Origin of the sequence: Neobacillus vireti, assembly GCF_001026695.1 — a bacterium.
GTDB classification, from domain to species: Bacteria; Bacillota; Bacilli; order Bacillales; family Cytobacillaceae; genus Neobacillus; species Neobacillus vireti.
The window spans coordinates 136685-152112 of sequence record NZ_LDNB01000007.1 but is presented as its reverse complement, the minus strand read 5'-3'; the positions used below and the strand labels follow the sequence as shown (position 1 = coordinate 152112).

6 protein-coding genes are annotated in these 15428 nt (G+C 41.7%); all 6 read right to left on the bottom strand.

Annotated features, from left to right (window positions below; translation table 11 throughout):
- Window positions 1–135: 135 nt before the first annotated feature.
- The 6 genes from AA980_RS07890 to AA980_RS28125 all read right to left on the bottom strand — a co-directional run bounded on the left by AA980_RS07890 (window position 136) and on the right by AA980_RS28125 (window position 15209).
- Entirely contained in the window at window positions 136–828 is a 693-nt protein-coding gene (locus AA980_RS07890; RefSeq protein WP_024027481.1) for an NTP transferase domain-containing protein, read from the bottom strand.
- Window positions 829–1800, bottom strand: a complete 972-nt coding sequence (locus tag AA980_RS07885; protein WP_024027480.1) for a DMT family transporter — start codon at window positions 1798–1800, stop codon at window positions 829–831. It lies immediately after the preceding gene.
- The gene (locus AA980_RS07880) at window positions 1784–3664 is read right to left on the bottom strand and encodes a phosphotransferase (protein ID WP_024027479.1); all 1881 of its coding nucleotides are present in this window, start codon (window positions 3662–3664) and stop codon (window positions 1784–1786) included. The genes AA980_RS07885 and AA980_RS07880 overlap by 17 nt, the downstream gene beginning before the upstream one ends.
- Before the next feature lie 161 nt (window positions 3665–3825).
- Entirely contained in the window at window positions 3826–6240 is a 2415-nt protein-coding gene (locus AA980_RS25715; protein ID WP_024027478.1) for a glucosaminidase domain-containing protein, read from the bottom strand.
- A 221-nt stretch (window positions 6241–6461) separates the two neighbouring features.
- Window positions 6462–10712 (bottom strand): S8 family serine peptidase, encoded by a 4251-nt coding sequence (locus AA980_RS28130; RefSeq protein ID WP_024027477.1) that lies wholly within the window; start codon window positions 10710–10712, stop codon window positions 6462–6464.
- 234 nt (window positions 10713–10946) lie between these two features.
- Window positions 10947–15209, bottom strand: coding sequence for a S8 family serine peptidase (locus AA980_RS28125; RefSeq protein ID WP_024027476.1), 4263 nt, complete (start codon window positions 15207–15209; stop codon window positions 10947–10949).
- Window positions 15210–15428 lie beyond the last annotated feature (219 nt).

The following is a 15428-nucleotide window of genomic DNA, read 5'->3' as shown; positions in this document are numbered from 1 at the left end:
TATGAACCTCTCTTATTGACCGCCTTGACCTTTTTTCCTCTGGTTCAGGCTTTATGAACCTCTCTTATGAACCGCTCCTATTAACCGCTGTAAATCTCCGCAAGAAAAAAAACGGACACCCAGTGCCCGCTCATTTTATTTCCCTGCCGCTAGCAGCTTATTCACTTTTTCAAGATCTTCTAATGAATCGATTTCGTAGCTGTCATTTGGGTGAATCTCTTGTAGATGAACATTCAAGCCGCTTAAGTTATTCTTAATGATTTCATCCCACCAGAAATCCTTAAAGTTACCGCTCTCGACGGCTTCCTCCAGTTTTTCAACAATATACCGGCCATCCTCATCGGACCAGTAGGAAACGCCGCAAAGAATGTACTCATGATCACCATCGCCGACTTCAATATTCGTTACCTTATATTGTTCGTCGTAGCGGATCATCCACTCTGCTTTAAAATCCGGCTTGCGTGCGCTAAAATACATCGAGGTTTTTGGACTTTTTAATAAGAAATTGTGATGCAAGTAGACATCCGCATCAATCACATACGTATCGTGGAGGTACTCCCTGACTAAATACATCGTGTACATATTGTTGTAAATCTCGTATTTATCATTGTGAACGAGCGTAATGCCGTACTTCTCTTTTAAATACTCAAATTTTTCCGCTAAATAGCCGGTGACGACAATGATTTCTTCGACGCCTATTTCCTGTAAATATTCAACCTGCTTTTCCAGCATCGGTTTACCATTTACGACGGTTAGTGATTTAGGTGTTGTTAACGTTAATGGACGTAATCTTGTGCCCATTCCTGCTGCAAGTAGAATTGCTCTCATTTATGCTGCTCTCCTGCCTTTACGAATATTCATCCATTTCAGTTCTTCCGGATTGGCGACGGTAATAATCGAGCCAACCAAAACCATTATACTAAAAAAGACAATCTTTGCGGTAATTGGTTCACTTAAAATGATAAAACTTAGAAAGATTCCCCAAGCGGAATACGAAATATTTAAGGCCATTGCCCGGGTGGGACCAATTGCGTAAATTGCATTGTAATAGAACACATACGAAGCCGTTCCTGAAAGGGCAATTACGGCAATGAAGAGCATCTCGCTGCTCTTTAACACGGTCCAGACAAGCGGGTATGCATTGAAAATTGGTAAAATTAAAATTCCATATGTTACAGCTGAAACTAACTGACGAATCTGCAAAGCCTGCTCCGGCGAAACTTCATCATCCTTCATTCCGTAAGCAAGAATAACGCATTCCATTCCCCAGCCAAAAATACTTAACAGAATGAACGAGAAGCCGAGAATATAGCTAGTAGATGGTTCACCACCGACAAATCCCAACAAAAAGATAAAGAGAATACTGATAAACAAGCCGATCCAGTTTTTTACCGTTAAGCGGTCCTTTAGGAGGATGAAGGCGAAAAAAGCACCAACAGCCGGATAAACAGCTGAAATAGAACCCGCTAACGACGAACCCAAATATTTAACGGCAAGCACATACCCTGTCATCCCAATCGGTCCGCCAAGGAGGGCACCCAAAATAACAAACCGGCCGCTGCGAGTTTTTAACTTTTTAAATGGGGCCCTAAATTCCCTTCTAATCGTCATGTATATCATCATCCAAAAGCTTGATAACATATCATGGAAAAATGTACTAACTAATGGTGCTAGAAAAAGCACCATTTCTGTTGAGTTAAACACTGATTTGGATAGAACGATTCCGATTAAGAGCGTGTCAAGCGCCCAAGTAAATCCCGAAGCCAACCCAAAGAATACACCTTTACTTTTGATATTCATACGTCATCTCCCGAATCAAGTCGTGTTGTAAATTCTTTCGACATCTCGCTAAAAGGTCGGTCCCGTAGGTGCCAAAGTCGTCACCCTTCGCTTCTTTGATGACGGTCCAAATCGTCCAAAGGAAATCTTGGAAAATTTTATTCATGATCATCCGCTGCTGAATCTCCAAAGGAACTTCATCTTCCTGCAAGTAAAGCATTAAAAATAATTCCTCTTCCTCTGGTGAAAATTCGCTTTCCATCGCATGCCAAGCGAGATCCCACACTGGATCATTCATTCCGCTGTACTCCCAGTCAATCAGATAGAGTTTATTCTCACCGCTCTTGACGATGTTTTGCGGAAGCGGATCATTGTGACAAGGCGCAAGAGCAATATCCATTCCTTGATAAATTTCTTTCAAGACCATTACTTGTGCCTTTGTTTCTTCATAATGCTCATATGGCTTAGCATTTGCTTCCTGCATCAACCGTTCGTACTCCTCGACTTTTTCAAATACATCAAAGCGGCCGGCCATTTCTAGTCCTGAGAAGTGCAGAATTCTAAAGTTGGTTGTTGTCAGCTCCATGATATCCTGGCGTTTCGCCATTTTCGGGGTCAGCGTTTCCGCCTCCGGAATCAATTCAGCAATTTTCACGCCCGATTCTTCATTAAAATAAACCAGCTCCGTATCAATACCCAGGTCACTCGCAAGCGCTGCATTGAACTTTTCCTCTTTTCGATTAATCATGGATTCAGTCCCGTTCCCCGGAATCCGAAGGACGTACTCTTTGCCTTTAATCACAACTTTAAAGTTTTTATTTGTCATCCCGCCAAAGGGCTGAATGTCCTCAATATCCTCATAGGCCAGATTGAGAGCCTCCATCAGATGGCTTTTAATCCAGATTTCCCTGAACACGGCCTCTTTCCGCTTCAGCATCGGATAGATTTTTTCGGTGATAATGTTATAGTGCTGCAAGCTGTCAATTTCGCCCCAGATAAGATTATGAATTTCCAAATAGCCAATATTATAGTGCCTTGAAATATCTAATAGCATATATTCGTAATGCAGCATTGGATTCCGATTATTTTGCTGATATTCACTGACCATTTTTGTATACACTTCATAGGAAAGTTTGCTGATTCCGATCATTTCACCGTCGATATGATTGAATTGGTGGATATCCTTCGAAATTTTATGAAGATAACCGTTTTTAATTTCAACAAACGCCTCGTCTCCGGAGCCGCTTTCGTTGGTGATCAGGACACAGTCGCGCTGCGGATGGGCAAGGATTTCCCTAATTGCCCGCTCTTCAATGAGAATATCGTCTTCTATTAATAGAAAATCATTGGCAATATAGGGCTGAGCCGCCGCCAAAGAAGCCATCGAGCCGGTCCATTTATATTTTTTATTTTCAACAAATGTTAGATGATTAAATTCAGGATATTCCGCGAAGGTTTCCGGTTTGTAGCCGGTGACAATAACAATGTCGTTGATGCCATTTTCCTGCAAAATATCAAGATTTCTTTTTAGCAAAGTGGTTTCATCAATTGCCATCAGACCTGCTGGTTTGTTAAAATCTTTTCTCATACCCGCTGCTAAAATCACAGCCTGTTTAATTTCTGTCAGCGGTTCCTGATGAATATTCACCTTTTTGTGGTGGTAAGCCTCGATGCCGCTTTGCAGGAAATCGATTCCTTTTTGTGTTAAATAATAGCTGATATTACGGCCTTTTTTTTCGCTAAAAATGTAGTCGCCAAAGGTTAAATCATGGATCAGGTAATTCACCTTGCCGATTGAAATACCGCATATTTCCGCAAGTTTCTTTTGATTCAGGTTAGCATTTTTATTAATGGCCTCTAATAATTGAAATAAGTGTTGTTCCATTGGGGGGTCCCCTCCGATAAGTTCAATAATTGAATGTATTACCATTTTAGCGTAACAAGATCAAACTGTAAATAAAAAAGTTTCCAATAGGAATAGTATTTGCCTCTTTAAATGAAAATAAAAAAGAGCCGCGCATTTGACTGCACAGCCCTTTTTTAGGTTTATTTATAATTTGGAACATCAAAGTACAAAGTATACGAACTTAATGAATCGTAGACTTTTTTAATATTATTTACCTGCTTTACCGCCCAGCCAATATCGGTTGCATATTGATGCCACGGTACATTTGGATTCCATCTCATTTTATAAAGGGTATTCTGTGGTGTGGAAGCATTAATATAGCCTGCTCCAATAAATTCAGCTCCGCCGATGATGGCATCTTCAGGTGTAAACCAGCCCTTCTTATAAGCGGTTTCCGCTCCGCATGTTTCAGGGCAGCTGTCAATTGCACCAATACCGAACATATTATAAACAGTCACGGGTTTATCCAGCTTCTTCCCATCTACAGTATCAACAACAATACCTTTTGATAGTTTGGATGTCCCATTACCAGTCTCAAGCAAGGCATGAGCGACAAGGTAAACCTCGTTCACATTATTTTGCTTGCCTGCTTTCAGGAATGCCTCTCCTTTTCCTGCTAAAATGCCTTTTCCAATAAGGACTTTGGCATTTAAATCCTGAGCCGTTGTTCCCGCACTTTTATTTAATAGAAGGAATTGGAAGTACTCTGGATCTGTTGGGCTAAAGGTAGTTGGATTCAAATAATAAGCAACATCCGTCGTTTTTGCATTCCGCCAAGTAACATACGCAATTTCATACCAAGTTCCCACTTGTGAAACAATCGTTACCTGCGCCCCTTGCTTCAGCGTTCCGTAAACAAAGGCATTATTATTTGTATCTTCACGAACATTAATTGATGTCCCTGTCACGACACCCTTCTTAGGATCCTTTGCATCTTGTAAAACAAAATCTGAACTAACAAATGCTTTGTTATTTCTATATTTATCTGTTTGCGGACTTTGCTTCATTTCGAGATCAAGCACTTGCTCAAAAGTAAGATTGTAATTGGTTTTTTGGATAACCGGTCCAGTATTTAAGACGCCATTTTCGAAAAAGTTATAGAGCTTACCTTCGATAACTTGCTCTCCGGTTACCATCTTTCCATTTGGATCAAAATAGTACTTCTTGTTATCCAAGTCCAGCCAGCCAATTATCATCGCGCCGCTGTTACTCAAATAATAAGTTGCGCCTTTTTCGGTTAACCAGCCGGTCTGCATAATGCCAGCATTGTTCATGAAATATCGTTTTTCATTGACTACAATCCAGCCTGTTGCCATCGCTCCGCTGCTGTTCATATAATACCATTTGTTATTATCTAAGAGCCAGCCCGTCACCATTACACCGTCAGATCCGAGGTAATACTTTTTCGCGCCATCGGTCAGCCAGCCTTTATGGGCAGCGCCGTTGCTTCCAAAATAGTACCACTTGGTTCCAATCTGCTTCCAGCCGACAGCTGTTTGCAACACGCCATCCGTTCCAAAATAATAGATTTGATTATCAATGGTTTGCATACCCTTTTGCATTTTTCCATCTGAACCAAAGTAATACTTTTTATTTCCTTCAGTCAGCCAACCCGTGTACATCGTACCATCAGTTCCGAGGTAATAGGTATTATTACCATCTGTCAAGCGGCCGGTTTTCATAACCCCATCTGCCCCGAAGAAAAAGCGTTTACCCTCATCGAGGATCCAGCCAACCTGCATCTTTCCGTCTTCGGCAAAGAAATACTTTTTATTCTTTTCCGTCAGCCATCCAGTTTGAATAATGCCATCCTGGGAAAAATAATACCTATTTGTCCCGTCGACTAACCAACCTTTGTGCTTGCTGCCATCTTTATCGAAGTAGATGACAATGGAGCCATCACGGAACCAGCCAGTGATTGGGTTGGTGTTCAATGCCCCTGAGTTAGCAAAAACGTAGGGCTCACCGTCAATGTATTTTTGTCCTGTGATCATTTCACCGCTTGGCTTTAGGTAATATTTTACGTTTTTGTCTTCAATCCAGCCTGTCTTCATCGCACCGCTAGAATCAAGGTAATACCAGTTATTCGCATTGGCTAACCAGCCCGTTTTCATCGCGCCGCTAGCGGTAAGGAAATACCATTTTCCTCCAGTTAATAACCAACCTGTCTTCATCGCGCCGCTTGGCTGAAGGAAGTACCACGTATTGCCGGTAAGCAGCCAGCCTGTTTTCATTGCACCGCTTGAATCGAGAAAATACCAAGTGTTACCGTCTTTCAGCCAGCCCGTTTTCATCGCACCACTTTTTTTATCTAGAAAGTACCAGCGATTTTTGTCTAACAGCCAGCCTGTCTTCATGGCACCATTACTGCCAAGAAAATACCAGGTTTTATTATCCAGGACCCAGCCGGTTACGGTCTTGCCTGCAGAGGTCAGATAGTACCAATTATCGTTTTGATACTTCCATGTATAATTACCAGCTGCACTAACACCGGAAGCTGTTGAAGAAAACAGCATGGATGCCAAAGCGAAAGCTGCGATACGTTTTTTCTTCACTATTTCTCCTCCCAGAAAAGTTCTCTCTCTCTTAAACTATTTTTTATTACTCTTATATTCTCTCATTTTGTGGCAATTTTTCAACTAAAATTTGAAATACATGTCGATTTAAGTAATTTTGACAGCCCTTATAAAAGAAAGGCGGGCAGATTGCTCTGCCCGCCTACATGGGTGTCAGGCACCATTTCCCTTTTAATGGAAGAAGGTGTCAGGCACCAATATTATTTAATCCATACGCCGTTTTTGTCTACTTTGTAGCCGTTGATGGTTGTGTTGACGGCCAGTTGACCGGAGTTGTTGAGGTAGTACCATTTTCCGCTAACTAGCTTCCAGCCTGTTGCCATGTCGCCGTTTGCGTTGAGGTAGTACCATTTTCCGCCAACCAGTTTCCAGCCTGTTGCCATGTCACCGTTTGCGTTAAGATAGTACCATTTGCCTTTAAGGGCAACCCAGCCGGTCTTCATTGCGCCGCCGGTGCCAAGATAATACCATTTGCCGCGGTCAAGGACCCATTGGTTTTCAGCCATCGCCCCGCTCTTGTTTAAGTAGTACCATTTGTGATTGTCTTTTAACCAGCCTGTCTGCATTTTTCCGTCTTGGCCAAGGTAATACCATTTATTGCCTTCCTTAAACCACTTGGTTGCTTTGACACTGTTTTTATAGTAGTACCATGAACCATCTTCTTGCTTCCAGCCTGTGACATTGGCACGGTTGATCACGATTTCCTTGAATGTTTCGTTGCCTGACAGGTCAAGAAGTTTTAAGGTAATTTTATTGATGCCTTTTTTAAGCGCTACTTTTACTTCAACATTATCATTGGCAGGTTTCAGAACATCTACAGGCCCGACGATTGCTTTTTCATATTCATGATTATCGTCAACGAATAATGAAAGATAGTTGAAGTTATCCTTTAGGTTAAGCTTCAGGGTAGCTTTATCGGTCTTTTCTGGAACAACCGATGGTGCACTCACATTGATTTGTGGTGCAGTCGTATCAATAAACACTTTGCGGGAAATCGATGATGTGTTGTTCGATTTATCTACAGCCTTGACGATGACGTCGTAGTAACCATCCTTCGCAAATGTTGTTGTCGTTGAAAACTCATACCCTCCTGGTCCTGTATGGGTGAATTTGGTCTCTTTTCCGTTAACCGTCAATGATTTTAATCCTACGTCATTAAAGACATAACCTGAAACAGGAACTTCTTTCGAGTTATAGGCACCATATGGCATGGTTGAAAAATTGATAATTATTGGGTCCCCTTCTACCTCGCCAAAAGTAACAGTATCCCCGCCAAAGTTATACGCATAGTCAACGGCCAGGACATCGATCGAAGATCCCTCCGGAACATCGGTTAATTTATAGCTTTTCTCATCACCAGACACTTCGTCAACAAATTCCCCATTTACAAAAATACCATAGGCCTGGACTCCAGAACCTTTCTCAACCGTTTTCCATTTGACACGAGAGGTGTTCGGGTCAAAGCTTGCGGTTACTTCCGGTGCAGTTGTATCAACGTAAATTGGAATGTCTTTTGTTTGATAGCCGGCCCCTTTGTAATCAATCACCGATTTCACCTGGTAATAATATAAACCGTCTTTAACCACTTGACCTTTAACAGTTCCGTCCCAAGTGCGATCGTAATTATAGGAGAATGGCAATCCGTACCCATCATCAAAATAGGTCTTAAATACGTTCTTCTCCAATTTCACACGACGAAGTAATTGTTTGTTACCGTCTAGAATGTTAATTTGGACTTCGGCCGCATTTCGTAAAAAGGCCGGAAGAACATTGATATCATCATTCATCCAGTCGTCATTTGGTGAGATGGCATAGAAACCTTTGTCAGGAACAGGCTCAGTGAACCAATCATCTGACAACATATCATGGACAGGGACTTCATCTACATTGCCGTCCTCATCTTCCCAATCAAACATGCCTTGAAGATCATAGAAGCGTGATTCTCCAAAATCTTTAAAGCCATCAAGAATGGATGGGCGGTCCCATTTGCCGTAGAAGCCAACATATGGAATGGTCAGGTCAGGGCTTAGTTCTTTCTTGCCGGCAACATTCTTATCGGCATCTATTAATCTAACAAAGCCTTCAACAAACATATCTTCCTTAAGGGCAACGGTCTTTTTGTTCCCTTTCGTGTCAATGGCAGAAACCTTTGCCTTACTAATATCCACCTTGATGGTAATATCTTTCGTTGCTCCGGCTGGAATGGTAACTTTAGCCGGACCGTCAATGACTACCCCTTCAAGATTACCGGCGATTAGGGCATTAGTAGCTTCCCCATCTTTATTTTGCTTTTGGGTATCTGCCAATACATTGGTTTTTACTGTATAGGTGACATCTTTCTTTGAAACGTTTTTAGCAGAAAGCGTCATCGTGAATTGTTTCGCCGTAAAGTCTTTTAATTCTACTTTTGCTTGGCCATTGCTTTTATTGACAACATATACAGGTGTTTTTACCGCATTGTAGGTCTGCATCATCCCTGCACCTTGAAGTCTTGGTGAGAATGGCTGGCCATTGGCATCGTCAATAATTTTTGCCGTGTTCATTAATAATGTTTTTGCCAAATGGGTCCGGTCGCTGACAGAAAGACCTGTGAAGCGCTTGTCCTTTTGCAGGTATTGCTGGACTAGGGCTGCGCCGCCGGCTACATGTGGAGCCGCCATTGATGTACCGCTCATTTCACCATATTGGTTATCATTTAAGGTTGCAATAATTTTCCCGCCTGGTGCTGTGATTTCCGGTTTTAACTCAAGGCCAGGTGTTGTTCCCCAAGAGGAGAACTCAGTGATTCTTCCTGAATCAGGGTCTTGCTGTTTGTTTAGCTGCTTGATTTTCAAAGAAGTATGTCCGGATGCAATTGTTGTTTCCAGCGACTGACCTTCTTTTTTCGAAATCAACATAAACGGAATATCAAAGTCGCCTTGGTTTTTATAGAATGTTGAGCTTCCGGTATCATAGACGATAATGCCGATAGCACCTGCTTCAGCGGCAATCCATGCTTTTTCCGCAAATGAGATTTCACCGCGTTGAACAAGAACCACCTTGCCGATGACATCGACATCTTCATAATCTTCCCAATCACCAAATCCTCCGTTTAGACTGACTACTTGTAAATCTCCATTTTCAGCTGCCACATTCGTCCAATCGTCCGTCCCATAACCAACACCAGTGAATCCGTCAACCGTGATCGCATGCTGGTATAGGGTTGAAATATTATTCGCCGCTGCAACGGAAATTCCATCCGGATTTAATCCCGGTGCTTCAACGACTCCGATATCAGGGTTTTTGTAGAACGGATTCCCCCAGCCATATGAAATCGTTCCTGAGTTTCCGGCCGACATTGAGCACACAATCCCATTATTGGTTGCTCTTGTAATCGCCACATCTTCTGCGCTATCTTTAGAATAAAATGAAGCCACTTCACCAAGGCTCATGTTCAATACATCGGCACCAAGCTTGATTGAATCATCAATGGCTGCGAGGTACACATCTGACCAGGTGGAAGGGAAAAGAATATCATTACTAAATACCTTCATCGCCAGAACCTGTGCTTCCGGAGCTACCCCCTTAACACCGCCATGTTCTTCGTCGCCATTTGCGGCAACGATTCCGGCTACATGCATCCCGTGCATGCCAGTGTCATATCCTTTATCAATGATCGTGTCATTTTGGTCGAAGTAGTTATAGCCGTATGGTACTTTTTTGGTATAAAACTTTCCCTTTAATTTATCCTTCTTGACAATTTGATTAACATCATTCTTGTTTAATCCGGCTGTTGAAGCATCTGATAAAACAAAGTCTTTATGACTCGGGTCCACCCCTGTGTCGATGACAGCGACTACCATTCCCTCGCCTTTTAAGCCTGCATCTGCCCAAGTTTCAGGTGCTTGAACAAATGATTTACTTGTTTTCAGGTCAGGTTTTACTGGACGCTTGTATTCATTTGCTAAATAAACGTGTTTTACACCTTCGACTGCTTCAAGTTTGTCCATATCGCCAAATGTGATTTCACCGCTAAACCCGTTGAAGGCAGTTGAGAAATTGTTTTTATATTTAAGCTTAACTCCCTTGGCCTTAATTTTGTCCTTTACTGTGGCCTGCTGCTTTTCAAGATTAACAGCCATGGAGTCTTTGATGCTTTCTGATAAATCCTTGTACAGTTTCCCTTGCTTTGTCGCTAACTCAACGGGTGTTTGTCCTTCTACTTCGACAATGACCCGGACCTGATCTGTCGCTTTGAACTTGTCTTTAAGCTTCTCGCTGAGCTTGTGGCGATTATTTACTTTTAGATGTTGTTTAAACTGATTGACCATTGAAGCGTAATCTTTTTTTGCCGTTGGTGTTGGCGATGCTGCCGCAACTGGTGCCACGTAAGCGAGATTGGATAAAACCAACGCTGATGCCAACACATATGAAGTCATCTTCTTTTTCTTTTCCCATGACTTTAGGCTCATACTTTTGCTTCCCCCTCTAAATAAATAGCAGCTCAAATTATTTCAATCTAGCAAACAGTTTCCAGAATTGTAGGAAAAATCTAAACGCTAATCCAATTTTAGTAGAGTGAAGGAAAACGGTCAATGTTTTTAAGTAGAATAATAGGAAATAGTAGCGAAATTTTGGCGGGGTGGTGTCAAAAAAAACGCGAACAGATCGAAATCTGTTCGCATTAATAATAGAAGGAACTAATCTTATTTAATCCAAGCTCCGTCCTTGCCAAGCTTATAGCCGTCAACTGTTGTGTTAGCTGCCATTGCACCTGAACTATAGAGGTAATACCATTTGCCGTTTACATACTTCCAGCCTGTGGCCATGGCACCGTTAGTATTGAGGTAATACCACTTACCGCCATCTAATAGCCAGCCTGTGGCCATTGCGCCTGATTTATTTAGGAAATACCAAGTTTTTCCGTCCTTCACCCAGCCTGTAGCCATTGCACCTGATTTATTTAGGAAATACCACTTGCCGCCATCTAATAACCAGCCTGTGGCCATTGCACCTGATTTATTCAAGAAATACCAAGTATTGCCGTCCTTCACCCAGCCAGTCTGCATTTTGCCGTCTTTAGCAAGGTAGTACCATTTGCCGGCATCGAGTACCCAGCCAGTTGCCTTTTTACTATCAACATAGTAGAACCAAGATCCGTTTTCAAGTTTCCATACGGATGGTTCAGCATTGGCACGTTTAATAACAACCTCTTTAACCGTTTCGTTTCCACCAAGGTCAGTGGCTTTCAAAGTAACTTTGTTTTCACCTTCTTTAAGTGGTACAGTTACTTGGTAATCCTTGCTTAATGGTTTTAATACGTCCACTGGGCTAACAAGCGGTACTTCAAATTCGTGGTTTTCACCTACGTAGAAGTTTAAGTAGTTGAAGTTATCTTGGAGATTTACCTTCAAGGTAACTTTGTCAACATTCTTATCTACTCTTACTGGAGCATTCACATTGATCACTGGCTTTGTTGTATCAACATAAACCTTGCGGGCAACAGAGAATACTTTATTCGAGTGATCAGTTGCTTCTACTTGGACATCATAAAGACCATCTTTATCAAAGGTAACAGTCGTTTCGAAGTGGAAGTTTCCATCTGCCCCCTTCTTAAATTCAACATCTTTTTTATTCACTTTCAATGCTTTTAAGCCGATATCATCGGATACAAATCCTTTTACAGCTACTTCTTTTGTATCATAGGCACCCCATGGCTCAGGTGAATTTGCTACATACCCACCTTTTGCGTCTTTTGTACCGTCAGTGATGAAAATCAATGGACTTTCGACATCGCCAATGGCAGCGGTATCGTAACCGTAGTTACCTGCATAATCCCACGCAACAACTTGGATTATTGCTTTATCCGGTGCCCCTTCAAGTTTGTAAGAAGTTGTCTTGCCATCAACTGCAGCAACCTTCTCACCATTTACAAAGATCAAGTACCCTTCCGTACCTGTTCCATCTTCGGTTGTTTCCCAAGAGACAGTTGATTTTTCAGCATCAAATGTTGACTTAACCTTTGGCGCCGTGGTGTCTACATATACTGGAATTTTCTTAGATTGCCATTTAGCTCCAGCATAATCAATTACTGTTTTGATTTCGTAATAGTACAAACCATCCTTCACTGCTTCACCGTTGATTTTACCATCCCAAACACGGTCAGCTTTATAGGAGTATGGATCACCTGAGCCGCCATCAAACGCATTCTTATAAACATCCGATTCTGACTTCAGTCGCTTTAGCTGCTTTCCGTTCTTATCCAAAATATTGAATTGTGCTTCTTTAGCGTTTCTTAAGAAGGCTGGAAGCGGATTAATGCTATCGGCATAGTTGTCCCCGTTCGGTGATAACGCAATAAAGTTCTTTTCAGGAACAGCAGAAGTAAAGTACTCTTCTTTATCCATAACAATATCTGTTGCACCTTCACCAAAGTAATATTCTAAGTCATAATAGCGCTCTTCACCAAGGGCTGTAAATCCATCTACAACTTCTGGTGCATCCCAGTGGCCATAGAAGCCTACATAAGGAGCCGTTAAGTTAGGTGTATCTTTGTCTGTTCCTTCAAGTGTAACTGAGCCTTCAACAAAAATATTTTCTCTTAAATCTAATAGCGTCTTTTTACCATCGGCGTCAAGACCAGGAATTTTTGCGTTTGCAAAATCAACTTTAACAGTAAAGTCTTTCGTCGCACCAGCTGCAACCGTTACGGTTCCAGGAGCTTCCACTTTTGCCCCTTTTAGATCTCCGGCAATTAAGGCATTATATTCAGGGCTGCCATCCGCAAAATCTTGAATTGTATCTGTTAATACATCCGTATTGACTTTATAAGATACGGATTTATTAGAAATATTTTTCACAGTGAAGGTCATTTCAAACTTCTTGGATTGGAAGTCCTTCAATTCTACCTTCGCATCGCCAGTTGCTTTATTGACAAAGTAAGCAGGGGTTGTCACCGCTGCATACGTTTGCATCATACCAGCACCTTGACGGCGAGGTGAGAACGGTTGGCCATTTAGGTCATCAATATTTTTTGCTGTGTTCATTAATAATACCTTTGCGAGATGTGTACGATCAGCAACAGATAAATCTTTAAATCGTTTATCTGACTGCAAGTATTGCTGAACAAGCGCAGAGCCACCGGCAACATGTGGAGATGCCATGGAAGTACCGCTCATAACTGTGTATTTATCATTATTGACAGTCGAATAAATATTTCCACCAGGAGCTGTAATTTCAGGCTTAAGCTCAAGGGATGGTGTTGTTCCCCATGAAGTAAAGCTTGTCATACGGCCCATTTCTGGACTTTCCTTCCTACTTGCTTGTGCAACGTTAATAAATGTTTTACCCTTAGCTACCTGAGCTTCGAGCGTATTTCCTTCAGCACCGGAAATCAACAAGAATGGAACATCCCAGCCGCCTTGATTATCATAAAAGAATCCATTTGTTGCATTATAAACAATAATACCCGCTGCACCCGCATTTGCAGCATTAACTGTTTTATCAACGAAAGTTAGCGTCCCACGGGGAACTAGAACGATTTTACCCTTTACATCCACGCCTTTGTAATCTTCTGGAGAACCAAGCTTACCTCCAAGGCTAACGAGTTCAAGTTTACCCCCGTTGTCTGCAACTAGCTTCGACCAGTCATCAATACCTTTACCAACGCTTGTGAATCCAGCAAGACCATCAACAGTTACATTATGCTCGAACAAGTAGGCTTCGTTACCAGATGCTGCAACAGAAATACCATCAGGATTTAAGCTTGGTGCACCAACTACACCAATATCAGGGTTCTTGGCATATGGATTATCCCAGCCATCACCGATATGGTTTGAGTTACCTGCAGACATGGCACAAACGATTCCATTTGCGGTGGCACGCTGAATGGCAAGATCCTCTGCGCTATCTTCTTGATAAAATGCCGCGACGTCCCCAAGGCTCATGTTTAGAACATCAGCGCCTAGTTTAATAGAGTCATCAATCGCAGCAAGATAAACGTCTGACCAAGTAGATGGATAAATTGGGTCATTACTGAATACCTTCATCGCAAGGACTTGCGCTTCAGGAGCAACTCCCTTAATACCACCCTTAGCTTCGTCACCGTTTGCCGCAACCGTACCCGCAACGTGCATACCGTGCATGCTTGCACCAGGTCCTAAATCAAGGATGATATCGTTTCCATCATAATAGTTATAGCCGAAAGGCACTTTATCCGTATAAAATTTACCCTTTAAGCCATTGTCGGCAACAGATTTAGCAACTTCCTTTTTGGTTAAGCCTTCTTTAGAAGTATCTGTTAATTTAAAATCGCGGTGGGATGGGTCAACACCGGTATCAATAACCGCAACAACCATTCCTTCGCCTTTATATCCTGTTTTCTCCCATGTTGTACGAGATTCGATAAACTGATGGCTCGTTTTCATATTAGGTTCAACTTTAGGACGATTATATTCGTTTGCTAAATAAACACCTTTAACTCCAGCTACTGATTCAATTTTACCTAGATCGCCATATGCAATCTCACCACTGAATCCGTTAAAGGCAGTTGAGAAATTTTGTTTAAATTTAATGTTTACACCTTTAGATTTGATTTTGTCTTTCACTGACTTTTGCTGGCTTTCAGCTTTAGCAGTGAGTGAAGACTTTTTATCTTCAGACAACTCTTTGTACAATTTCCCCTCTTTTGTTGCATATTCAACAGGAGTTTGTCCATCAACCTCTACGATGACACGAACCTTGTCTGTAGCTTTTAGGTCTGCCCTTAAATTTTTTGCTGCTGCTTGCTTTTTAAAGGAATCCCTGATTTGCTGCTGCTTTAATTGTTGAATTTTTGCTTCTATATCCCCAGGCTTATAGGTCGTGGATGCGGATGCTTGAGACACTAAACTGAAGTTCGACAATACTAGAGCTGACGCTAAAGCGTATGTAGCAATTTTGCGTTGCTTATTGTGATTCTTATTGCTCATTAATGATTTCCCCCCTATTAAAATGGTAATAGATAATTTAACTATCAACCTATCAGATCGTATATTTGACCCACTTTTTATTAGAAAAGTCGGAATATACAAATATAATTCTAGTATTTTTTCCTTGTATAGGTCAATAGTTAATTCGGGAAACGAAGAAAAATATTTCGCAATATTCGACAAATTGACCTATGTCGATTGTTGGGTTCGGTTCAAAAG